Origin of the sequence: Apibacter sp. ESL0404 (genome assembly GCF_019469245.1) — a bacterium.
GTDB lineage: Bacteria > Bacteroidota > Bacteroidia > Flavobacteriales > Weeksellaceae > Apibacter.
This window is the reverse complement of sequence record NZ_CP048267.1, coordinates 85,711-109,915: the sequence shown is the minus strand read 5'-3', so window position 1 is coordinate 109,915 and position 24,205 is coordinate 85,711. Positions and strand designations below refer to the sequence as shown.

23 protein-coding genes and 1 riboswitch are annotated in these 24,205 nt (G+C 30.0%); of the genes, 10 read left to right on the top strand and 13 right to left on the bottom strand.

Annotation, left to right across the window (positions count from 1 at the left end; genetic code table 11):
• Nucleotides 1-25: 25 nt before the first annotated feature.
• On the bottom strand, nucleotides 26-1,135 hold the full coding sequence (locus tag GYM72_RS00485) for a PorV/PorQ family protein (protein WP_220264331.1): 1,110 nt from the start codon (nucleotides 1,133-1,135) through the stop codon (nucleotides 26-28).
• 155 nt (nucleotides 1,136-1,290) lie between these two features.
• Here GYM72_RS00485 and GYM72_RS00480 point away from each other — a divergent pair, with 155 nt between their 5' ends.
• From GYM72_RS00480 to GYM72_RS00470, 3 genes are read left to right on the top strand one after another with little or no spacing between them, the layout of a single operon-like run.
• Nucleotides 1,291-2,037, top strand: coding sequence for a phosphatidylcholine/phosphatidylserine synthase (locus GYM72_RS00480; protein WP_160542515.1), 747 nt, complete (start codon nucleotides 1,291-1,293; stop codon nucleotides 2,035-2,037).
• Nucleotides 2,018-2,782: a 3'-5' exonuclease gene (locus GYM72_RS00475; protein WP_160542516.1), complete on the top strand. Its 765-nt coding sequence runs from the start codon at nucleotides 2,018-2,020 to the stop codon at nucleotides 2,780-2,782. Before GYM72_RS00480 ends, GYM72_RS00475 begins: the two co-directional genes overlap by 20 nt.
• Entirely contained in the window at nucleotides 2,779-3,387 is a 609-nt protein-coding gene (locus GYM72_RS00470; protein ID WP_160568587.1) for a fumarylacetoacetate hydrolase family protein, read from the top strand. The genes GYM72_RS00475 and GYM72_RS00470 overlap by 4 nt, the downstream gene beginning before the upstream one ends.
• A gap of 5 nt (nucleotides 3,388-3,392) precedes the next feature.
• Here the strand turns inward: GYM72_RS00470 and GYM72_RS00465 are convergent, their stop codons facing one another.
• The 6 genes from GYM72_RS00465 to tpx form a co-directional block, all read right to left on the bottom strand.
• Entirely contained in the window at nucleotides 3,393-4,088 is a 696-nt protein-coding gene (locus GYM72_RS00465) for a DUF421 domain-containing protein (RefSeq protein WP_160542518.1), read from the bottom strand.
• A 411-nt stretch (nucleotides 4,089-4,499) separates the two neighbouring features.
• Nucleotides 4,500-6,806: a 5-methyltetrahydropteroyltriglutamate--homocysteine S-methyltransferase gene (gene metE, locus GYM72_RS00460; RefSeq protein WP_220264330.1), complete on the bottom strand. Its 2,307-nt coding sequence runs from the start codon at nucleotides 6,804-6,806 to the stop codon at nucleotides 4,500-4,502.
• A gap of 192 nt (nucleotides 6,807-6,998) precedes the next feature.
• Nucleotides 6,999-7,188, bottom strand: a riboswitch (cobalamin riboswitch).
• Nucleotides 7,189-7,309: 121 nt separating this feature from the next.
• Nucleotides 7,310-8,410 carry an NADH:flavin oxidoreductase gene (locus tag GYM72_RS00455; RefSeq protein WP_220264329.1) on the bottom strand — a complete coding sequence of 367 codons (1,101 nt, stop codon included), beginning with the start codon at nucleotides 8,408-8,410 and terminating at the stop codon, nucleotides 7,310-7,312.
• A gap of 20 nt (nucleotides 8,411-8,430) precedes the next feature.
• Nucleotides 8,431-9,162, bottom strand: coding sequence for an SIMPL domain-containing protein (locus tag GYM72_RS00450; protein WP_160557603.1), 732 nt, complete (start codon nucleotides 9,160-9,162; stop codon nucleotides 8,431-8,433).
• Between the two features lie 83 nt (nucleotides 9,163-9,245).
• Nucleotides 9,246-10,313 carry a class II fructose-bisphosphate aldolase gene (gene fbaA, locus GYM72_RS00445; protein ID WP_105296353.1) on the bottom strand — a complete coding sequence of 356 codons (1,068 nt, stop codon included), beginning with the start codon at nucleotides 10,311-10,313 and terminating at the stop codon, nucleotides 9,246-9,248.
• A gap of 387 nt (nucleotides 10,314-10,700) precedes the next feature.
• Nucleotides 10,701-11,198 (bottom strand): thiol peroxidase, encoded by a 498-nt coding sequence (gene tpx, locus GYM72_RS00440; RefSeq protein ID WP_160542522.1) that lies wholly within the window; start codon nucleotides 11,196-11,198, stop codon nucleotides 10,701-10,703.
• Nucleotides 11,199-11,440: 242 nt separating this feature from the next.
• On the opposite strand from tpx, the gene GYM72_RS00435 reads away from it, so the two are divergent.
• The 4 genes from GYM72_RS00435 (at nucleotide 11,441) to GYM72_RS00420 (ending at nucleotide 15,520) form a co-directional block, all read left to right on the top strand.
• A complete protein-coding gene (locus GYM72_RS00435) occupies nucleotides 11,441-11,968 on the top strand; it encodes an NUDIX domain-containing protein (protein WP_105296355.1) in 528 nt (175 codons plus the stop codon).
• 467 nt (nucleotides 11,969-12,435) lie between these two features.
• Nucleotides 12,436-12,759, top strand: coding sequence for an MGMT family protein (locus GYM72_RS00430; protein WP_105296595.1), 324 nt, complete (start codon nucleotides 12,436-12,438; stop codon nucleotides 12,757-12,759).
• Between the two features lie 61 nt (nucleotides 12,760-12,820).
• Nucleotides 12,821-14,680: an Nramp family divalent metal transporter gene (locus GYM72_RS00425; protein ID WP_220233786.1), complete on the top strand. Its 1,860-nt coding sequence runs from the start codon at nucleotides 12,821-12,823 to the stop codon at nucleotides 14,678-14,680.
• Between the two features lie 192 nt (nucleotides 14,681-14,872).
• Entirely contained in the window at nucleotides 14,873-15,520 is a 648-nt protein-coding gene (locus GYM72_RS00420; RefSeq protein WP_220264328.1) for a Pr6Pr family membrane protein, read from the top strand.
• Between the two features lie 80 nt (nucleotides 15,521-15,600).
• Here the strand turns inward: GYM72_RS00420 and tsf are convergent, their stop codons facing one another.
• From tsf to rplM, 4 genes are all read right to left on the bottom strand, one after another.
• Nucleotides 15,601-16,419: a translation elongation factor Ts gene (gene tsf, locus GYM72_RS00415; protein ID WP_105296358.1), complete on the bottom strand. Its 819-nt coding sequence runs from the start codon at nucleotides 16,417-16,419 to the stop codon at nucleotides 15,601-15,603.
• A 24-nt stretch (nucleotides 16,420-16,443) separates the two neighbouring features.
• Nucleotides 16,444-17,244: a 30S ribosomal protein S2 gene (rpsB, locus tag GYM72_RS00410; protein WP_160542526.1), complete on the bottom strand. Its 801-nt coding sequence runs from the start codon at nucleotides 17,242-17,244 to the stop codon at nucleotides 16,444-16,446.
• A 166-nt stretch (nucleotides 17,245-17,410) separates the two neighbouring features.
• Complete coding sequence (rpsI, locus tag GYM72_RS00405; protein WP_105296360.1) at nucleotides 17,411-17,797, bottom strand: 30S ribosomal protein S9; 387 nt, start codon at nucleotides 17,795-17,797, stop codon at nucleotides 17,411-17,413.
• Between the two features lie 6 nt (nucleotides 17,798-17,803).
• A complete protein-coding gene (rplM, locus tag GYM72_RS00400) occupies nucleotides 17,804-18,259 on the bottom strand; it encodes a 50S ribosomal protein L13 (RefSeq protein ID WP_160542527.1) in 456 nt (151 codons plus the stop codon).
• A 269-nt stretch (nucleotides 18,260-18,528) separates the two neighbouring features.
• On the opposite strand from rplM, the gene GYM72_RS09960 reads away from it, so the two are divergent.
• The 3 genes from GYM72_RS09960 to GYM72_RS00385 all read left to right on the top strand — a co-directional run bounded on the left by GYM72_RS09960 (nucleotide 18,529) and on the right by GYM72_RS00385 (nucleotide 22,602).
• Nucleotides 18,529-19,566 carry an acyltransferase gene (locus tag GYM72_RS09960; protein WP_220264327.1) on the top strand — a complete coding sequence of 346 codons (1,038 nt, stop codon included), beginning with the start codon at nucleotides 18,529-18,531 and terminating at the stop codon, nucleotides 19,564-19,566.
• Between the two features lie 67 nt (nucleotides 19,567-19,633).
• Nucleotides 19,634-21,880 carry a two-component regulator propeller domain-containing protein gene (locus tag GYM72_RS00390; protein WP_220264326.1) on the top strand — a complete coding sequence of 749 codons (2,247 nt, stop codon included), beginning with the start codon at nucleotides 19,634-19,636 and terminating at the stop codon, nucleotides 21,878-21,880.
• Between the two features lie 11 nt (nucleotides 21,881-21,891).
• Nucleotides 21,892-22,602: a DNA repair protein RecO gene (locus GYM72_RS00385; RefSeq protein WP_220264325.1), complete on the top strand. Its 711-nt coding sequence runs from the start codon at nucleotides 21,892-21,894 to the stop codon at nucleotides 22,600-22,602.
• A gap of 16 nt (nucleotides 22,603-22,618) precedes the next feature.
• Here GYM72_RS00385 and mnmA read toward each other — a convergent pair whose 3' ends face one another.
• Nucleotides 22,619-23,803, bottom strand: coding sequence for a tRNA 2-thiouridine(34) synthase MnmA (gene mnmA, locus GYM72_RS00380; protein WP_220264324.1), 1,185 nt, complete (start codon nucleotides 23,801-23,803; stop codon nucleotides 22,619-22,621).
• A gap of 65 nt (nucleotides 23,804-23,868) precedes the next feature.
• Nucleotides 23,869-24,195 carry a preprotein translocase subunit YajC gene (gene yajC / locus GYM72_RS00375; protein ID WP_105296364.1) on the bottom strand — a complete coding sequence of 109 codons (327 nt, stop codon included), beginning with the start codon at nucleotides 24,193-24,195 and terminating at the stop codon, nucleotides 23,869-23,871.
• Nucleotides 24,196-24,205 lie beyond the last annotated feature (10 nt).

The window sequence follows — 24,205 nt, the reverse complement described above, 5'->3', positions numbered from 1 at the left end:
AATTACAGTTTTATATTTTATAAGATTATTTAATAAACTCAGCCATATCGATTTTAACTGAAAATATATTAGAATATAATGCGACTGAAGAATTTCCGATATTAGTAAGTGCATAATCTACCGTTACTCCTTTATAACGAAACCCTATACCTGCATTGGGCTGAATTGTTAATTTTCTTGAATCGTCAAAACGGGTTTCATATTGCATATTATTTAAACCCGCTCGTAAAAAAACTACATGATCATAATCTAATTCTATCCCTAAAGATGGGGACATACTCAGCGCTTCTGATGAAAGCCAATCATTATTTTTATCAAATTCAAAATTTAAATCTAACTCAGCCAACAATCCGAATTTATCATTTAAATCGAATTTTTTGGCTGCGCCTAATTTTAATTTAGGCATGGTTAACTCTATTTTATCTTTAGGCGCTTCATTAAGTGTTTCTCCGTCTAATTCTAATTTATTTAATTTTTTTTCATTTACGGACCATGCATTAAAAGTGGTTGTTATATCTCTGGCCATAATTCCAAAATAAAATTGATCTTGGGTTCGATATTGCAATCCCGCGTCTAATCCAAAACCGAATGCATTAGCAAATTTACCGATATGCCTATATACTATTTTTGCATTTGCTCCTATCGAAAGATTAGGGTCATTGAATAAATTACCGGCATAGGAGGCCATAAAAGCATAATCTGCCGTTGAAAATCGACTTATTTTATTGTAATCTATATTCCCTTGATTATCGATCAATTGAGTAGTATTCATAATATCATCAACCGCAAATCGGTAGAGTGAAAAACCAATCGTTCCTTCCGTTCCACTGTTTAAAGGAATTGCTGCCGCAGCATATTCATATTTGGCGATGGATTGAAAATATTCTGCATGCATCAAAGCTCCTTGCCAAGCATCTCTGACTTCCGTCAACCCTGCCGGATTCCAATATCCTGCATTTACATCCGATACACTAGCTATCACTGAATTACCCATCCCAAATGCACGAGCATCTGCTCCTATATTTAGAAATTCATTTGAATACTTTCTAAATGCTTGCGCATGAAGATTTATATTAAAATGAACAGCCCAAATGATGAAGCTTAAAGTAATTTTTTTTAGAATTTTCCCTTTCAACAAATAGTATTTTTTTGTATAAACAAACTATCGTATAAACGTTGAAAACCGTTTTTTATTACTTGAGCTACCCCGGATTTTTAAAAATAATTATTACTTTTATAACTTAATTTGCTTTGTATTTAACAATACATTATTCATAAATACCTGAGAAAATGAAATATCTTCCTAATACACTAACTCTTGCTAATTTACTTTGTGGTAGCATTGCGTGTATTTTAACTATAATAAAAGCTCCCATTGAATATATTTTAATCCTGCTTTTATGTTCTTTGATTTTTGATTTTTTCGATGGTTTTGCCGCCCGTCTTGCAAAGGTTTCCGGTCCTTTTGGTAAGGAACTTGATAGTTTGGCAGATATTGTTACGTTTGGCGTATTGCCCGGTTTATTTATGTTTACCATGTTGGGAGGAGATGATTTTTATTCTCGTATAAGTACGTTTTCAAACGGATTTATACATAATAAATACATCGTTTTATTTCCATTTTTTGGATTGTTGATTACTTTGTTTTCTGCTCTGCGTCTTGCTAAATTTAATTTAGATGAGGAACAAAGTTATTATTTTAAAGGATTGCCTACTCCTGCAAATACTATCTTGATATTTTCATTATACTATTTACATCAAAATCATACGTATTTATTATTGGATAATTCTTGGTTTTTGTTATTCATTACTGCCTTATCAAGCTATTTACTGGTTGCCAATATTCCCTTATTGGCTTTTAAATTTAAAAACTTAACCTGGAAAGATAATTCTCTTGTATACTCTTTCCTTATAATTTGCATAGTATTATTAATTTTCCTTAAAATATCAGCTATACCAATACTTATATTAATTTACTTAATTTTATCAATTATATTTCGAAAAAAAATTATTTCAAATGGAACTAAAACTACATAAATCAATCTGCTTTTTCGATCTTGAAACTACCGGAATAAATATCAGCAAAGACCGGATAGTTGAAATTAGTATATTTAAAGTAAACCCTGACCAATCAAAAGAGAGTAAAACTTGGAGAGTTAATCCTGAAATTCCAATTCCAAAAGAATCGTCTTTAATTCATGGAATTTATGATAAAGATATTGTCGATGCTCCTACTTTTAAAGAAATTGCTCCTCAGGTTCTCGAAATGATTAAAGATTCTGATCTTTCAGGATATAATTCCAACCGATTCGATATCCCATTACTTGCGGAAGAACTTTTGCGAAACGGGTTTGAATTTGACATAAAAAAACACCGCCCGATTGATGTTCAAGTAATCTTTCATAAAATGGAACCCAGAAATCTTTCCGCAGCTTACAAATTTTATTGCGATAAGAATTTAGAAAATGCTCATTCTGCTTCTGCAGATACTTATGCTACGTATGAAATATTAAAAGCTCAACTTGAAAAATATGAGGATATTCAAAACGATGTGAAATTCCTTCATGAGTTTACCATGCAAAATAAAAATGCTGATTTGGCAGGATTTGTTGGAATAGATAAGGATGAAGACGAGGTTTTCAATTTTGGAAAATATAAAGGTAAAAAATTGAAAAATGTGTTTTTAAGTGATTTAGGTTATTATTCCTGGTTAATGAATGCTGATTTTCCTTTATATTCGAAAAAAATTTTTACAAGAGCAAAATTAAAAAGTGTTTTATGAAATTTATCTGTGTAGGAAGAAATTATAGCAATCACGCGAAAGAATTAAACAATGAAATACCTAAAGATCCGGTTTTATTTATTAAACCGGATACCGCTTTAGCCAGACCCGGTGATGATTGGTACATTCCAGAATTCACTGAAAACCTTCAGCATGAAGTGGAGGTTCTTATAAAAATTTCTAAAGTTGGAAAATACATTCAACCGGAATTTGCCGGAAATTATTACTCTGAAATTGGACTTGGCATTGATTTTACTGCTAGAGATTTACAAGATCGATTAAAAGAAAAAGGGCTTCCCTGGGAAAAATCCAAGGCTTTCGATCGATCTGCTTTAATTGGAAATTTTGTAAGTAAAGAGAAGTTTAATTTAGATAATTTGAATTTTTCTTTAGTAAAAAACGGCAATATTCAGCAAAAAGGAAATACTTCAGAAATGATTTTTTCATTTGATTACCTCATCTCATATATTTCTCAATATTTCACTTTAAAAATGGGCGATATTATTTTTACCGGAACGCCATCGGGAGTTTCAAAGCTTAGTGAAAATGATTTTTTGGAAGGTTTTATTGAAAATGAGAAGTTTTTTGAGATTAAAATCAGGTAATAGTTTTAATCATTAACCTTCAATTTATAATCCTGACTTTTGGGTACAATAAAAAATTTATTCGGAGACCACTGTGCAATGAAAATTTTGGACACATCATCATATCCTTGTTTTCGTAATTCATTTTTTAGCCAATCTTCTGTTTTATCAATTCCTTCTAAATAGACATGGTTAATTTTGCCATCAATAACCAGTAAGACTGCGTATTTATCATAATCATCCGTAAATGCGGTAATGGAACCGTCTTGTTCCATTTGAGCAAAATATACTTTAGATATATCGTATATACCATTATTTTTTAGTACACTGGCATAAGTCATTATATCAATCTTTGCTTTTTTAAATCCTTCTATATTAAATTTTCCTTTTAATACTAAAGGTATAATAGGACCTTCTACTAACCCTCTTAAACGACTATATTTTTTTGTGAGAAATGCTATTAAATACACAATGAATGTCCAAATAAACAACACTAAGGCAAATTCCATAATAGAAATATTCGGATTATATATAATTCCACCTACCAAGCCCCCTAAGACTATATTCTGAATTAGATCAATTCCGGAAACTTGGTTTAAAATGGTTCTTCCTACTAATTTAATGTAAATTAAAACAGCGATAAATGCTACTACTAATTTTATCGATATAAATATGTTATCATATATATTGAAGCTTCCGAAAACTGCATTTTTTAAATCCATGATATTCTATATTTGTAATTTAGTGTTATATACAAAAATATAAATTAATTTAATATATTAATGTATAATTATTTAAATGTTTCTTATTTTATTTTAAAGAAATATATACATATAAAATTATAATAAAATGAAAATAAGCTGAAAGCTTAATGCTTTCAGCTTATTCTTAACACACAAAATGTATAATCAACTTTTGTTTCTTATCCTATTTTAGCTATTTAAAATTAAAATACTACTAAGATAATTATAATTTTGTTTTAATAAATCATTTTTAAGTTTTAATTTATCGAACTCTAGAATTTTTTAAATTTTCATTGAATTCTAACCTTTGGTTTAAACGACTTTTAAGACGTTACGATTATATTTAAAAACATTTGTACGTATTATACCGACCGATACAAAAAAGATCGTTTAGTATTGTTCTCGCATTTCTGTTGCTGCTCCTACCATTTCAATTAATGCTTTTTCTGTTTCTTCCCATCCTCTTGTCTTAAGTCCACAATCCGGGTTAATCCACAATTGCTCTACCGGTATACTTTTAATTGCTTTTTTCAATAAGGAAACCATTTCATTTTTGGACGGTATTCTCGGAGAGTGTATATCATAAACACCCGGACCAATATCATTAGGGTATTTAAATTCTGAAAAAATGTTTAGCAACTTCATATCTGATTTAGAGCATTCTATGGTAATTACATCCGCATCCATATCTGCTATGTTTTGTATGATATCATTAAATTCAGAGTAACACATATGGGTATGAATTTGTGTTTGATCTTTTACCCCACAGGATGCAATTCTAAAAGCTTTTATAGCCCACTCTAAATAGGTTTGCCAATCTTTTTTTCGTAACGGCAGCCCTTCTCTTATGGCCGGTTCATCTATTTGAATAATTCGTATCCCCGCTTTTTCCAAGTCTACTACTTCTTCTCTAATGGCTAAAGCAATTTGGAAACAGGTATCTTTTCTCGGTTGATCGTCTCGTACAAAACTCCATTGCAATATGGTTACCGGTCCGGTCAACATACCTTTTACATTTTTATTTGTTAACGATTGTGCATAGGAAGACCATTTCACAGTCATAGGATTAGGCCTGAATATATCGCCATAAATGATGGGTGGTTTCACACAACGGCTTCCATAACTTTGTACCCATCCGTTTTTGGAAAATGCAACTCCTTCTAATTGTTCTCCAAAATATTCCACCATGTCGTTTCGTTCAAACTCCCCGTGAACCAATACATCTATACCTATTTTTTCTTGGAATCGTATTGTTTTTTCAATTTCCTTTTTAATCAGCTCTTCATATTCTAAAGGTGTTATCAATCCTTTTTTTAGTTTAGATCTCCAACTTCTGACTTCGGATGTTTGAGGAAATGAGCCGATCGTAGTTGTTGCAAATAAAGGCAACTGCAAGGCTTCAGATTGTTTTTTCTTTCGTTCTGAAAATACGGAATTTCTTTTATCTTCTACTTTTTCAATATTCCTTATTTTTTCTTTTACTTTTTCGTTATGTATTAAAGCTGATGTTTTTCTGCTGGTTGCAGCCGCTATATTTTCCTGTAATTTTTTTTGTAAATCCGGGGAATCTTCTTTAGACGCAAGCTTTTTTAAGGTTACTACTTCATCGATTTTCTGTTTTGCAAAAGCCAACCAATTTTTAATTTCCGATGAAAGGGCTTTTGTATCTGTTTCCAATTCCAAGTCAACCGGACTATGAAGAAGTGAACAAGAAGGAGCTATTAAAATTCGGTCTTTACCAATTTTGGAAACAGCTTTTTGAATAAGTTTCAAAGATTTTTCGAAATCATTTTTCCATATATTTCTTCCATCAACGATCCCTAAAGAAAGGATAAGTTTTTCCGGAATTTTATCTAAAACTTCATCTAATTGTTCCGGACAACGTACCAAATCTATATGTAATGCTTGTACGGGTAGATTAAAAGCAAGTGATAAATTGTCTTTCAATCCGTCAAAATAGGTAGTTAGTATTTTATTTATATAAGGAAATTGTTTATGTATTTCTTTATAGGCATATTGGTAGGATTCTTTCGCTTTTTCATCTAAATCCAAAACTAAGAAAGGCTCATCAAACTGCACCCATTCAACTCCTTCTGTCTTTAATTTATTTAGGATTTCTATATAGACAGGAAGAATATTTTTTAGTAAATCCAGCTTATTGAAGTTTTCCTCTTTTTCTTTTCCCAACAACAAATAAGATACAGGGCCTATTATAACCGGCTTTGTATGGATTCCTGCATTTTTAGCTTCTAAATATTCATCAATAATTTTTGTTGAAAACAAGGAAAATTTCTGATTACTTTCAAATTCAGGGACAATGTAATGATAATTGGTATCAAACCATTTGGTCATTTCCATGGCTTTTATATCAATACCTTCTTTTTGATGTCCTCTTGCCATGGCAAAATATAAGTCTAATTCTGTATTTGATTTATCCAGTATTACCTTATTATATCTTTTAGGGATAGCCCCGACCATTAGTGACATATCAAGTACCTGATCGTAATAAGAAAAATCATTAGATGGGATCCAATCAATCCCTAATTTTTGTTGAGTTACCCAGTTTCGGTGCCGGATATCTTTACTTGTTATCATCAGTTCTTCGACTGACGCTTTACCTGCCCAATATTTTTCACAGGCTTTTTTAAGTTCTCTGTCACTACCAATACGCGGATAGCCAAGATTGTGTGTTTGCATTTTTATAACTTTTTAAACGATTATATTATAAAAAGCTCTTATTGCTAAACTTCACAATGCTCTCTTTCTTTGTTAAATAAAATCAAATTTCAAAACAATTTTTGACATACAAGTAAACTAATTATTCTAATGATCTTAAAGTTTCTCGTAGCCCAATTATATTTTTTGTGATCTTGCTTTTACTCGCGAAAGCATTGTCAATTAAGAATAGGCAGGTCTCCTGGCTTATAACATTTTATCTACCTTCTCACCGTTTAAATCGGCAATGGTTTTTATTGATAAAATTTTTTTTAGGTTACTTACAGTTGCGCGTCAGCTCATGATTCACACATGATTCCCTATTAAGTCGTTTTTACACAGCACCTTATTCTTGTTGATAAAGAAATTAAGTAAAGAACTTATATATACAAAGATAAAAAACCTTTGCTTTTATTTCTTTATTAAAATAAATAAAAATTAAAACTTGGTTTTTGTTTTTATTTTACTACTATTTTATGTTTTTATTAGTATAATTCTTTAAGTTGATTTTTAGAAAATCCTTTAAACTCAGATAAGTTTCCATTTTTAATTTTTAATGCCCATTCAGGATCTGCAAGTAGCGCTCTTCCTACTGCTATTAAATCAAATTCGTCCGCATCTAATCTTCTATTTAATTCGTTAAGAAAATTATTAGAAGCCTCAAAACTTTGTCCTTTGAATGCCCCTAAGAAATCCCCGGTAAGCCCCACAGATCCTACACTTATGGAAGGTTTGCCCGTTATTTTTTTTGCCCATCCTGCAAAATTTAAATCGGAATTTTCAAATTCGGGCTCCCAAAATCTTCGTTGCGAGCAATGAAAAATATCAACTCCGGCATCTGATAACGGTAGTAACCATTCTTCCATTTCTTCCGGTGTCTTTGCCAATTTAGCGGAATAATCTTGTTGTTTCCATTGTGATAAGCGTAATATTATAGGAAAATCTTCTCCTACCGCATTTCGAACCGCTTTTACAACTTCAATGGCAAAACGACTCCTTTCGGCCAGGGTAGCTCCTCCCCATATATCATTTCTTTTATTGAGCTTATCCCAAAAGAATTGATCGATCAAATATCCGTGCGCTCCATGCAATTCCAGAGCATCAAAACCTATTTTTTTGGTTTGGTAAGCTGCTTCTGCAAAAGCCTCAATTGTATTTTCAATATCACTTTCGCTCATTTCTTTTCCGCCTTTTGTTTCCCGATTTAAAAGTCCGGATGGTCCCTCAAAAGGCTCTGATGGTTTCCAGTTTTTATGGGCCGGTATTATTCCCATATGCCAAAGTTGCGGAGCTATTTTACCACCTTTAGCATGAACTTCTTCAACCACCTTTTTCCAACCTTCTAAGGCTTGTTCTCCATAAAATACAGGAATATTGGGATCATTGGAAGATGCCGCCCTGCGAACAACGGTTCCTTCTGTTATAATTAAGCCCACTTCGGCCTGTGCTCTTCTTTGATAATAATCAGCTATTTGTTTACCGGGTATTCCATCATAAGCAAATGATCGGGTCATAGGCGCCATGACTATTCTGTTTTTTAATGACAGTTTTTTTGATGTAAACGGTTGAAATAATTTATGTACCATTTTAATTTATATCGTAGTTATTATTTAATTTCATATTCTAAACGAATGGTAATGCTTGCTGTTTTTTTCTTGGATGATACATTAAATGCACCTCCCCAAGAGTAATCATCTTCAGATGAATTTTGAGCAGTTATTTGAAAAACCCCTTGATTGGCATTTTTTAATTTGCCTAATTTACAACCGGCGTTAATTGCTATTTCTTCTGCTCTTTTTTTTGCATCTTTGGTTGCATCTGAAATCATCTGTATTTTTAAATCAGATAATTTAGTGTAGTAATATAAAGGCGATCGGGAATAGAGCTCTACTCCGTTATTAATCAATTCTGTAATTTGACGGGAAAGATCTTCTACTTTTCTCACATTTTTAGATTCTATGGTTATGGTTTGATTTAATTCATACCCCGTAAATATATTTTGATTTATTCCTTCATTGTATCTACTATCATATTGTTTACTTATTTCTACTGAGGAAAAAACTATTTCTTTATCGGAAAATCCTTTGGAAATCAGATATTCTCTTACTTTTTTTCTATCTGCATCTAATTCGGCATAAGCTTGTTTTAAATCGAGATTTTTCTTAGAAAAATCGGCTTTCCATACTATTAAATCAGATTCAAAATCTTTTGTGCCTAATCCTTTTACTGTTATTGTATTGGATTGATTTCTTTTTTGGTAAGAATTACCTAAAAAATAAGCAGCAAGAACGATTGAAATGGACGCTAGTAATGTTGATACTATTAGATAATTTTTCATACTCTCTTTTTTCCAAATATACAAAAAAAGCACCTCAAATAAAGGTGCTTTCATTTTTTATAAATAAAATTTATATTTTTTTACTATAATGTGTTGATATTATTTAAATCTTCAAAAGCTTTTTCCAATCTTTTTGAGAAACCTTCTTCACATTTTCTCATCCAAACTCTTGGATCATAAAATTTCTTATTTGGTGCTTCATCTCCGGTTGGATTTCCTACTTGAGTTCTTAAATAATCAATATTTTTTTCTACATAATCTCTTGCACCTTCGGTATAAGCGAATTGTAAATCTGTATCAATATTCATTTTTACTACTCCGTAGCTAATAGCTTCTCTTATATCTAACAAGGAAGAACCTGATCCTCCATGAAATACAAAATTAATCGGTTTTGAAGGTCCGCCTACTTGTTTTTGAACGTATTCTTGTGAGTTGTGAAGTATTTTAGGCTCTAATTTAACATTTCCCGGTTTATACACTCCATGTACATTACCAAATGCTGCTGCAATAGTAAAATTAGGACTTATTGCGCTTAATGCTTTATACGTTTTATAAACATCCTCAGGTTGTGTATATAATTTTGAGCTTTCTATATCTGAATTGTCAACTCCGTCTTCTTCTCCACCTGTTATCCCTATTTCAACTTCTAGAGTCATTCCTAATTTTGCCATTCTTTCAAAATATTTGGAAGAGATTGCTAAATTTTCATCTAAGGGCTCTTCTGAAAGATCTAGCATGTGTGAAGAGTATAGTGTTTTTCCTTCTTTTTTATGGAATTCTTCACATGCATCTAATAACCCGTCAACCCAAGGTAATAGTTTTTTTGCACAATGATCTGTATGTAAAATTACAGTTGCCCCATAGGCTTCTGCCAACGTATGGACATGTTTTGCTCCAGCTATAGCCCCTAAAACATCTGCTCTAAGGGAAGAGTTTTTATATCCTTTACCTGCATTAAATTGAGATCCTCCGTTTGAAAATTGTATAATTAAGGGAGCATTTACTCTAACAGCTGTTTCAAGAGCTGCATTTACATTGCTAGATCCTATAACGTTACATGCCGGTAAAGCAAACTGATTTTCTTTAGCATAATCGAATATTTCTTTTACTAGCGAACCGGTTGCTACTCCTGCTGGAAATTTTCTGCTCATGATATTATAATTTTTTTTGTTATACTTTTTTAAATTGTAAATGTAAAAACTATTTATATCCCAAAGAGTTATTTTATGTTGAAATTTCTCATGTTTTTTTTTTTTAACAAAAAGTTATAATTTTATTGAAATTATCGGGTTAATTTCTCATTATACATCTAACGTTTTATAAAAACTTTAATACTTTTTTAGAATTTACTATATTTCTTTTAAAATATAAATTTTGGTTACTATTTCAATAGTTAGTACCTTTTTTTACTTTACATTGAATTTAAATAATTAGTATTCTCAATTATCATACAAATCTTTCATTTGGAGAAATTAGAAAAAAATACAAATGCCTCATATTTGAAAAATACAAGGCATTCCTTTTTTTGATAGATTTTTTTATTTTAATATAGCTGTTACTTTTTCATAATTAGGCTCATGAGTAGTTTCAGCTACTTGTTCTTCATAAATAATTTCTCCTGACTCATTAAGAACAAGTACTGATCTGCTAAGTAATCCTTTTAACGGGCCATCTGCAAATTCTAAATTATATACCTTACCAAAATCTGAACGAAAGGCAGAAAGCGGAATAACATTATCTAAACCTTCTGCGGCACAAAAACGTTTTTGAGCAAAAGGAAGGTCTTTTGAAATACATAAAACCACAGTGTTTTTCATTTCAGATACTTTTTCATTAAATTCTCTGACAGACATAGCGCATGTGTCTGTATCCACACTTGGAAATATGTTTAAAACAACTCTTTTTCCTGTATAATCCGATAATTTTTTTTCTGATAAATCCGTATCCACTAATATAAAATCTGGAGCCTTACTTCCTATTGATGGTAGGTTTCCCAATGTATGAACTTCATTTCCTTTTAATGTTATTGTTGCCATTGTATTATTTTTATTTACGGTTAATTATTACTATGAAAGATTTACAAAGACTAATGTATGAAATAATATTAATTTTGAAGATTTGTAAAATATTATATTATATAATTCTTTTATTAATAATTTCTATTTAAATGTTACTATTTATTTTGAAAAGTATTTTCTATTATTTTCATATAAAATAATTTTTGATATCTATATTTTTAAAATACTTAATTAAATTTGGGTATTAAAACTTATGTGATATGCAACCCATTTTCAAATTCTGCCCAAATTGTAAAAGTGATCATTTAGAATATCCGCATGGATCTAAAATTGTATGTTTAGATTGTAATTTTGAATACTATCACAATACAGCCGGAGCAACCGCTGTGGTTATTCAGAAAAATGATGAAATATTATTTACTATTAGAAACAAAGAACCTAAAAAAGGCTTTTTAGATCTGGCAGGAGGATTTATTGAAGCCGAAGAAACTGCTGAACATGGAAGTTTTAGGGAGTTACAAGAAGAATTAAATATATCGATTGATTTGTCTAAATTAGAATATATATGTTCCCATCCTAATACTTATTTGTACAAAAACATCTTATACAATACCATTGATTTATTCTTTCTTTATAAAGATGAGAATTTATCTATCGGAGATTATGATCCGATTGAATTAAAAGGATATGTGTGGAAAAAATTATCCGATATAGATCTTAATGAAATTGCTTTTGACAGTCACAAGAAAACGCTAACTCTTTTGAAAAATAATTTAAAGGGATCTTAAGTATACTTGTTTTCTTGTAAATTATGAAAGCGTATCGGTATTTTGATTATTAATTTTATATTAAATTTTAAACCACTATAATTAAAAAACAAGTCTATAAAAGAAATGATTCTAATTAAATTAGAATCATTTCTTTATTTTTACTTTCAAATTTAATAAAAAACAATAATTATTTATAGAAAGTAAAAATCTCAAATTCTCATTTTTTTTGATATGTTTGAAGCCTAAACTTCCTGTCCTGCTAATATAATAAATTATATTTTATATATAAAATTTAAAGCAAATAATTTAATAATAATCAATAAATTTTATTCTTTACTTGTAAAATTACTAATAGAAGAACACAAAACGTATTATCTTTTTTTCTTACTTTTCAGTACTTAAAATGTTTTAAAAAAATTTAGTTGCATCGCATTTTATTTGCTTACACTAGTTAATTATTGAAAATTATTTTTTTCATTTATTCCATGGAATCTACCAATTTTTATGAAAGGGTATATGAAATTGTACGAAAAATACCTTACGGTAAAGTAACTACTTACGGACATATTGCGGCTTATTTGGGAGTTAAAAGTTCCTCCCGAATGGTAGGTTATGCCATGAATTCTTCCCATTCAATATCAGACATTCCGGCTCACAGAGTTGTAAACCGAAACGGAATGTTAACGGGAAAATTCCATTTTCCCACCCCTACACTTATGGAAGAACTTTTAGAAAATGAAGGAATCCCAATTAAAAACGATAAGATCATTAATTTTAAAGATTATTTATGGATACCTGAAAATGATTGATATTATATTTTACAATGCAAAAATTTTATTTAAATTTGCAAATATTAGAAAAGCCTAACAATTGAGTAAGAAATCTCTTCAAGAAGTTCATGAAAGTATTAATACCGAAAATCCAAAAAGATGGAAAAGGATACTTTCTTTTTTCGGACCGGCTTACCTAGTGGCCGTTGGATATCTTGATCCTGGAAACTGGGCAACTGACATTGCCGGAGGCAGCAAATTTGGATATGCTTTAATCTGGGTTCTATTAATGAGCAATATTATGGCATTATTGCTTCAAGCATTAAGTGCTCGTTTAGGTATTGTTCGCGGATTAGATTTGGCTCAAACTAACAGGGAGTATTATCCGAAATGGATGAACTATATTTTATATGGTTTTGCTGAAATAGCGATAGCTGCAACAGATTTAGCCGAAGTTTTAGGAATGGCCATCGGTCTACAGCTTCTTTTCGGACTTGATCTTATTTGGGGTGTTTGGTTGGCTGCGTTGGACACATTGCTGTTACTTGTTTTACAACGGTTTGGTATACGAAAAATGGAAGCGTTTATCATCGCTTTGGTGGCTATTATAGGAGGTTGTTTTCTTATTGAAATGTTTTTAGCTAAGCCTGATCTTATTGAGGTTTCTAAAGGATTTAAACCTACTCTTCCCAATACTGAGGCTTTATATATTGCAATTGGAATTATTGGGGCAACTGTTATGCCGCATAATTTGTATCTTCATTCCGCTTTGGTTCAAACCAGAAAAATTAAACGAGATTATGAATCCATAAAACGAGCTATTAAATATAATTTTTTTGACAGTCTCATCGCATTAAACATGGCTTTTTTTGTAAATGCTGCCATTTTAGTTCTTGCTGCTTCAACTTTTTACAGTGCCGGATTACATGATATAGAAGGATTACATGATGCATATAAAATGCTATCCAATTTATTAGGTCCTCTATCTCCTGTTCTTTTTGCTATTGCTTTAATTGCTGCCGGTCAGAGCTCTACCGTAACCGGAACGCTTGCCGGTCAAATTGTTATGGAAGGGTACTTGCACTTTAGAATGAATCCTGCTTTACGAAGGTTATTAACACGTATTATAGCTATTATTCCGGCTGTGATTGTAATAAGCCTATTGGGGGAAAGTTCCGTTGATGAAATGCTTATTTTTAGTCAAGTGCTTTTAAGTATGCAATTAGGTTTTGCCGTAATCCCTCTTATCCATTTTGTTAGTGATAAAGAAAAAATGGGAAAATTTGCCATTAAATTACCTTTAAAAATTATATCTTGGATCGTATGTACAATCATTATCTTGTTAAATATAAAGTTAATTTACGATGAAGAAATTAATGTTTATTACAATGAGGATATAATTTTAAGTGTAAAAATTATTTTGGGAATTATATCTTTAGGCTTATTATTATTCTTGATTTGTATTGTTTTATATCCTTGGATAAAAAAGTCCCAAAAAATAAATTTTGGTATTCACCAATTACCTTCTCAAAAGAGTATAGATAAATTACATCCATTCAAAGTTATTGGTATAGCATTGGATTTTACTAAAGGCGATCAGCGGGTTCTGAATTACTTACCAATTTTCGCTGATATTAGTTCTCGAATTGTATTGTTTCATGTTACTGAAAGTGCTTCTGCAAACTATAACGGTAAATTAGCGAATGATTACGAAGTGAAATTCGATCAAAATAAATTGGATGATTATAAAAATTTTCTACTAAAAGAAGGATATATGAATGTCGAGACTAAATTAGGATTTGGTAATCCTACTATTTCACTTCCTAAATTAATTAATGATACTAAAGTTGATGTCTTACTAATGGCAAAACATGAATATAAGGGAATCCCAGACTTTACTTTTGGTATAATGGCTAATCGATTAAGCAATAAAACGAACGTTCCTATTTTAGTAGTCTAAATATAGAATTTATAATATTTTACTTCTATATTTAGCTTTATAATGATCATTTCACGCATCATACATGGTTTTACAATTATTTAAAAGTGTTTATATTTTATTTAAATCAATTGTAAAAACGAACTCTAACTTTTTATGAAACTTATCTTATAAAATTTTTACACGAGTTAATCTTTAGTAAATTTACCATTCATGAGAATATTTTTTAATTTAATACTTATTTTTTTTGTGTTTTTCAGTATTGGTACAGAAACCTATAATTACGTCTATGGAGACATTCACCCATCGATCTTAAATGAAAAATCCAAATTGAACCGATTGATTTATTATTACAGCTATTTTACTGTTCAATCTAATATTGCGGTAGGTATTAGCTCTTTACTCTTACTTTTTAAACCTGATTATTCTAAAAAATGGTTTCGCATTTTACGAATAGACGGTATTATTTGTATAGTTATTACATGCATCGTTTATAATTTAATGCTCAGGCATGATCATAATGTAAAAGGAATTATGCGATTTACCAATGAAGCTTTGCATGTATTCATACCTTTTTTGGCTGTATTGTATTGGTTATTATACGGTCCTAGAAAATTATTGGATAAAAAAACTACTTTTTTTGCGATTATTCCTCCTTTAATTTATGTCATATATATTTTTATAAGAGGTCATTTCACCAATATGTATCCTTATCCATTTTTGGATGCAGGTAAAATAGGCTTATTTCAAGCTTTATTGAATACGGGAGCTATTGTATTGCTGTTTTTATTTCTAGAATTTATCCTTATTTATATAGATAATCAATTGATAAAAAGGATCAATCTTAAATTAAAGTTTTAATTTTTAGAATTGTGGAAGATCCTTATTTAAAATAAAAAAGACTGCAATATGCAGTCTTTTTTATATATACTATTTTAAAATTATAATCGTATAAATCCGGTTATTTTAACTTCAGGATCAATTGATTTTACATAATCTTCTACTGAAGTTTTTTCACCCATAATATAATCTTGTTTTAACAAAGTATTATCTTTAAAGAACTTGTTAAGTTTTCCTTTGGCTATATTTTCAAGCATAGCTTCCGGTTTTCCTTCTTGACGTAATTGATCTTTAGCAATTTCAAGTTCTTTTTCAATTACACTTGAATCCACCTGAGTTTCATCTAATGCAATAGGATTCATAGCTGCAACTTGCATAGAAATATTTTTAGCTACTTCTGCTGCCTGATCAAAAGACTTTGATAAACCAACTGCTGAAGCTATTTTATTTCCCGCATGTATATAGGAACCTACAAATGGAGCTTCCAAAGTTTTAAATCCGGATATTTCAATTTTTTCACCGATTACACCTGTTTGTTCTATAAGCTTTTCACTTACAGGAATACCATTGAAATCGGCTGCTAATAATTCTTCTTTTGTATTGAAATTTAATGCAAGATTTGCAAAATCCTTAGCTAATTTTACAAAATCTTCGTTTTTTGCAACAAAGTCAGTTTCACAACTTAATTTTATTACAACAGCTTTTGTATTGGATTCGTTAACTGCAGCTATTACAGCTCCTTCAAGATTTTCTCTATCTGCTCTGTTTGCAGCAACTTTTTGTCCTTTTTTTCTTAATAAGTCAACCGCTTTGTCGAAATCTCCTTCAGCTTCAACTAAAGCTTTTTTTGAGTCCATCATTCCTGCTCCTGTAGCATTTCTTAGTTTTGCTACATCAGCTGCTTTTGGTGAATATGACATCTTTATTTTTATTTAAATTTAACTTTATTCTGCGTTATTTTCTTCTTGATTTTCAGAAACTTCAGAGTCATTAGTGTCTTGTACTAAAACATCTTCTTCTTCTGCAGCACCTTCTTCTTTAGCTTTCGCTTTTTCTGCTTTTCTTACACTTAACCCTTCTTTAATAGAGTTAGTAACAGTTTCTAAAATCAAATCAATTGATTTGGATGCATCATCATTTCCGGGAATTGGGAAATCAACCAATTGAGGATCTGAATTCGTATCAACGATTGCAAAAACAGGAATACCTAATTTTTTTGCTTCTGTTACAGCAATATGTTCTCTTAGTATATCTACTACGAAAAGAGCAGATGGTAAACGAGTCATATCAGCAATAGATCCTAAGTTTTTTTCAAGTTTAGCTCTTTGACGATCTACTTGTAATTTTTCTTTTTTAGATAGAGTTTCAAAAGTACCGTCTTTTTTCATTCTATCGATAGAATTCATTTTTTTAACAGCTTTTCGGATGGTAACAAAGTTTGTTAACATTCCTCCCGGCCATCTTTCTGTAATATAAGGCATATTTACAGATTCTGCATGTTTTGCAACAATGTCTTTTGCTTGTTTTTTGGTTGCAACAAACAAGATTTTTCTTCCTGATGTAGCAATTTTTCCTAAAGCGTTTGATGCCTCATCTAATTTTACAGAGGTTTTGTGCAAATCAATAATGTGGATTCCATTTTTCTCCATAAAAATGTAAGGAGCCATATGTGGATTCCATTTTCTGGTAAGGTGACCAAAATGCACTCCGGCATTTAAAAGGTCTTTTACATCTACTTTTGCCATACTTTTTTTAGTTTACGTTCCGCAGTTTTTGCAATCAACTTAAAGTTTAACTTTAAAGTTTGGATGCTAAACTAAACGGCAAGTTTAAATTATTTATAAAATTGTTATTTTTTAATATAAAATAACCACTACAAAATAGTGGTTATAAGTATCGTTATTAGTCAGATTAACGTTTAGAGAATTGGAATCTTTTACGTGCTTTTTTCTGACCGAATTTCTTTCTTTCAACCATTCTAGGATCTCTAGTTAGAAGACCTTCTGGTTTTAAAACTGTTCTGTTTTCTTCATTTAAAGAAACTAAAGCTCTAGATATTGCTAATCTGATAGCCTCAGCTTGTCCTGTTACTCCTCCTCCATATACATTTACTTTAATATCATACTGACCTAAAGTTTCAGTTAATTGGAAAGGTTGTGCAATTTTGTATTGTAATACTTCTGTAGGAAAGTAAACTTTATAGTCTTTTCCGTTTATTGTAAACTCTCCTTTTCCTTCAGAAAGATATACTCTTGCAACAGATGTTTTTCTTCTTCCTATTTTATGTGTAACTGCCATTATTTTTTAGATGAAAGCGTTAATATCAAATGTTTTAGGTTGTTGAGCTGCTTGTTCATGCTCTACTCCTTCATATAAGTATAAATTTTTAAGTACTTTTCTTCCTAATTTATTTTTAGGAAGCATACCTTTCACTGCATACTCCAACAATCTTCTAGAATCCTTTACCTTAACTTCGGCAACACTTGAAAATTTTTGTCCACCGGGATATCCTGTATGTCTTACATATTCTTTTTGATCTGTTTTATCTCCAGATAAAACAACTTTTCCTGCATTGATAACAACAATATTATCACCACAATCTGCATGTGGAGTAAAATTTGTTTTGTGTTTCCCTCGCAAAATTTTAGCTATTTTAGAAGCTAAACGACCTAATTTTTGTCCTTCTGCATCAATAAGTAACCACTCTTTATTTGCAGTCTCTTTATTTGCCGATATGGTTTTGTAACTTAGTGTATTCACTTTTCTTATTTTTCCTTTATTAAAAAATCGCCCTAAATAGGGTTGCAAATTTAAAAAATATTTTTAATTTAACAAATATCTCCTGAACATTTTATCGTTTTTATTTGTGTTATTGTATGTAGCTCTATTTCATTAGATCTTCTATATGCCCAATCATCTTATTTAACAAAGATGAGCTTGATAATTTAATTATCTTTTTTATTTAAATTTATAGCCTTTTAATATTATATTTAATTATAATTTTATTATTCTAAAACTAAATACTTTTAATGTATAAAAATAATTTTGATTTTTTACGTTTACTACTTTCAATTTCAATAATTATAAATCATTCGTATGATTTAATAAATAATAATACTTACTACTTATTGGAAGATTTTTTTAAATTTGGTTTCGGCAATTTACGTTCAAAAAGTTTTTTTATTATTAGCGGTTTTTTAATATATAGCAGTTTATTAAAGAGTGACTCTTTACTCAAATTTTACTGGAAAAGATTTTTAAGAATATATCCGGGGCTACTAGTTATGCTATGTCTTACAATTTTATTGTTACCGTTTGCTTATGATAAGAGTTTATCGAATTATCTTAGCAATAAAGATGTTTATACTTATATTCCTAACAATTTGTCTTTATTTAATTTACAATATGAAATAGCGGGAATTTTTGAAAATAATCCTTTTCCCAAGGTCATAAATGGGTCATTATGGACATTACGTTATGAATTTTTCTTTTATTTTTTAATTTCAATTTTGTTTTTCTTTAAAAAAAAAATTTCATTTATTAAAATATTTTTAATAAGTCTTTTATTTGTATACTTCGGTTTATTTTTATATTTTCAAACTCATATTCCTACCTCAATTAAACTTCATTTTACGACTCTCTCTATTTCATTTATCTCAGGTATTCTATTAACTGTTTTCAATTTCCATAAGTTGAATAATAAACATATTAAAATTACATTTTTTATCTCAACTTCATTGTTTTTAATAGTCATAAATACTCTGCATGAACCTTATTATTCATTATTTCAATATTTTTTACTTCCATTTATTATTATATCCTTTGGATTATTGTCTATATACCCATTTAACCGAATACATATTATAGGGGATCTTTCTTATGGAATTTATATTTCGGCTTTCGTAATTCAACAATTTATCATTAATTTCTTTCCTGTAATTAACCCTCTGATTTTAGCAATACTAACTATCGTTTTATCTTCTATTTATGCATATTTTTCATGGCATTTTATTGAAAAGAAATTTTTAAAATTCAAAAATTATAATCCAACTAAATTTTTTAAATAAAATAAATTCTTAATACGACATTTTTACGTTAAATCTAGTAATTTTACAAGCATTACATATAATTTCTATGAAAAAGCTTAGTTTTTTAATTTTATTAATTTTTACCGGTCTTTGCAATAGTCAAAATACCAGATGGAAAGATTATTTTTCTTATTTTAATATTAAAGCAATTCAAAAAGTTGACAATCTTATTTTCAGTGCAACTCAAAACGGTTTGTACTCTTATAATGAATCAACCGGAGAAATTAAGAAATTTTCAAAAGCTAATGGTCTTCACGAAGTTAATATTACTGCTTTCGCTTATAATTCCGATAATAAAGTTTTACTCGTTGGTTATAAATCCGGTAAATTGGACATAGTAAAGCAAGATAAGATACTGTTAGTTGTAGATATTCCTTTTGATAAAAATTATCAAGGAAATAAAAGAATTAATCATATATATACTGAAGGTGATTATGCGGTACTTTCCATGGACTTTGGAATTACTTTATTTGATTTAAAGAAGCTTGAATTTAAAGAAACTTGTTATTTTAAACAAGGTCTTAACTATTATAAAGTACAGGAAAGCGTAATTGTTAATAATAAAATATTTGCCGCTTCAACTAATGGTATTTATTCTCATCCCATCGATCATTTAATTCCAAATTTTACTGCTTGGAATCTTACCAATTCAGGAAATAATTTTAATCAAATAATTAAAAATAATACATCTTTACTTATAAGCTCCAACCAAACTATTTATAAAAGTGATGATGATGGAATTAGTTGGCAAAATAAAGGCAATTACATTGATTTAAAAGATATTATTTCTATTGATGGGGGCTATTTATTGGTTCAAAAAAATAAATTAGTTATACTAAATGAATCTTTTCAAATTTTAAAATCTATTGAATTTTCTGATGACCTTACCACCGGTCTTTACTCTAATGGAATTTTTTATGCAGGAACTCAATTAAAAGGCCTTATTAGAAACAGCACGTATCTTGTTCCGGACGGACCCTTTAATAACCATTCTTATTCATTAACTATCTATGATAATCAGTTATGGGTCGCCCCGGGAGGACGGAACATTGATAATTATTACCAATCGAATCCCAATTCCTATGGTTTTTATCATTTTAACGGTCAAAAATGGAATCATATAGATTCTAAGAGCATTAACGATGAAAATTATATTATGAAAGTTATACCTAATATTAACAATACTCATGAAGTTTTTGTTATCTCCTACAGTAATGGATTGATAAAAATGGTAAATGATCAGATGAAAATTATTTATAATCGTACCAATTCACCTATAATTGAACACGAGCGATTAGTTGGCGGAGACTTTGATTCCAATGGTAACTTAATTATGGTTCAATCATTTGCTGCAGAATCTAACAATGGTGTTAATAATGCCATTATCATAAAAACGCCTAATGATCAATTTAAATTTTTAAGTCTTTTACCTAAAAGATTTCACTTAGCCGGAGGAGCTATGAATCCATATATAGATTCCCAAGGATATATATGGGTTCCTTCTCCAAGAAATAACGGACTGGTTGTATATAAATATAACCGAACTCCGCTTATTACGTCTGATGATAAAATTTATTTAATTGATTCCAATAAAAATAGCGGAAACTTACCTTCTAATAATATATTATGCGTAGAATTAGATAAATTCGGAACTGCTTGGATAGGAACCGACAGCGGTCTTCGTATTTTTAGAAATCCTTATCAATCATTAGAATCAGGAAACTATAATACCGAAAGAATTATTATTACTCAAAACGGTTTAGGTGAAGAAGTTTTACGAGAAACTAAGGTTACGGCAATAAAAACCGATGGCGCTAACAGAAAATGGATTGGTACACATAGTTCAGGAGTTTTTTACTTATCGGAAGACGGAACAACTCTTTTAAATAGATTTACGGAAGAAAATTCTCCTTTACCTTCTAATCTTATTACGGATATACAAATCGATAAGACCGGAGAAGTTTATTTTGTTACTCCTTCAGGTATTGTTTCTTACAGAGGAGACATTATTGATTCTGGAGATGATTTTGGAGAAATTGTTGCCTATCCTAATCCGGTTAGACCCGGTTATACAGGAAATATCACGATACGCGGATTAGCCCATGATGCTTTTGTTAAAATTACTGATGTAGCGGGTAACCTGGTATATGAGACTAAAGCGCCAGGAGGTGTTGCAACCTGGAATGGAGCTAATTTTAATGGAAAACCTGTTGCTTCAGGGATCTATTTAGTTTTAATGAGCAATTCTGAAGGAAAAAAACATGCTACAACCAAAATTGCAATTATTCGTTAAGCTTAAAAGAAATGATTGAAACTACTAAAGCTATCGTATTGTCTTTTTTAAAGTATGGAGATTCTTCCCTTATTGTAAAATGCTATACCGAAAATTTTGGTTATAAGAGTTTTATTTTAAAAAATTCTTTTTCTAAAAAAAATAGAAAAAGCCATTTTATCTTTTTATTTAATGAAATTGAAGTTACTTTTTATTCTAAAAAAAACCATTCTTTAGAGTTGATTAAAGAAATTCATCAAGCTCATTTTTTCAATACCATTCATACAAATATTATCAAGTCTTCGATAATAACATTTATTGGAGAAATGGTGAACCAAACGCTAAAAAACGAGGAAGCACAGGACACATCTTTATATAATTTTATTAAAAGCAGTTTAATTGATTTAGATGCAAAAGACAGTTACTTTTCTGATTTTCATCTTTATTTTTTACTGCATTTTTCGAAATATATTGGGTTTTATCCCTTAGAAAAAGATTCAGAATTTCCTTATTTTAATATTAAAGAGGGTGTTTTTTCTTTAAAAGCTGATACTGTTTCAAGGGAAGAAAATGCTCACTTATGGAAGCAATTACTTTCTTATGATTTTAACTCTCTAAAAAATTGCTTTACTAATTCAGAGCGTAAACAGATGCTTTCAGAAATAATAACTTATTTTGAAATGCATTTGTCTAATTTTAAAAAACCTATTTCTTTAGATATTTTAAAATTAATTTTTGATTAAATATTACTAATTAAAATCAAGAGATTACTCCGCTTCCGATTAATTCATCTTCAACATACCAAGCCGCAAATTGCCCTCGGGTAATTGCTGATTGCAAATTTTCAAATTCAATGAAAATTCCTTCTTCAAATTGATACAAAACTGCCTTTTGCAAAGATTGCCTATATCTTATCCTAACTCGAACTCTCATTGTTTCTCCTATCTTCATTTGCAGATCTTCTCTAACCCAATGCACTTCTTTTTGATCTATAAATAAGGCCTTTCTAAATAATCCGGGATGATTTTTACCCTCACCTACATAGATTGTATTATTTTGCACATCGGTATCTAATACAAAGCATGGTTCGATATGCCCTCCTATTCCTAAACCTTTTCTTTGACCGATGGTATAATAATGCGCTCCTGAATGTTCACCGATCACTTTGCCATCCTCTATAGTATACTTAAAAGGAGTTGACAAATAAATCAATTCTTCTTTTTTAGTTGAAAATGATTGTTCTTCTTTTTTGTATATAGGATTATTTGAAAAAATTTCAACCAGATTACCTTTTTTAGGTTTTAATTTTTGTTGTAAAAAGTCAGGCAATCTTATTTTCCCAATAAAGCATAATCCTTGAGAATCCTTTTTATTTGCAGTAACTAAACCAATTTCACTTGCAATTTGCCTTACTTCCGGCTTGGTTAAATTTCCTATAGGAAATAAGGTTTTGGAAAGCTGGTATTGATTAAGTTGACATAAAAAATAGGATTGGTCTTTGTTGGAATCTATACCTGCTAAAAGCTGATAAATTGTTTGGCCTTCGTTATTCAATGAATGAACACGTGCATAATGACCGGTTGCCACTTTATCTGCCCCTAAAGATAAAGCCGTTTTAAGAAATATATCAAACTTGATTTCTCTGTTGCATAATACATCCGGATTAGGGGTACGTCCTGATTCGTATTCATGAAACATGTAATCAACAATTCTTTCTTTATATATTTCAGAAAGGTCTATGACTTGATAGGGAATATTAAGTTTTTGAGCTATTAGCAGTGCATCATTGCTATCTTCTACCCATGGACATTCATCTTCCAGTGTAAATTCAGAATCGTTCCAATTCTTCATGAATAGACCTATAACTTCATGACCTTGTTGTTGCAATAAATATGCTGCAACACTTGAATCTACTCCTCCCGATAAACCTACTACTACTTTCATTTTATATAATTAAAAAGCATATTCTATGGTATATAGAATATGCTTTATGATTTATTTATAATCGTTTACTTCTTTGCAGGTGCATTTTCCGGATATCTTGCTATAGACAATTCTCTGGAAATTGCTGATTTTTCGATTTTTATTTTTCCCGCCATAGTTTCAATAATAAGTCCATCATCCATTATTTCCGCAACTTTTCCATGAATACCGGAAGTGGTAACTATTCTTGTTCCTTTAGCTATATTATCTTGAAAATTCTTTTCTTGTTTTTGTCTTTTTGTTTGCGGCCTAATAAAAAAGAAGTAAAACACCACAAATAGAAGGACTAGGGGAAGGAATGCTCCTGCTTGTTCCATAAAACCTCCTTTTGCTTGTAAAATTATTGTTAACATTTTTATTTAA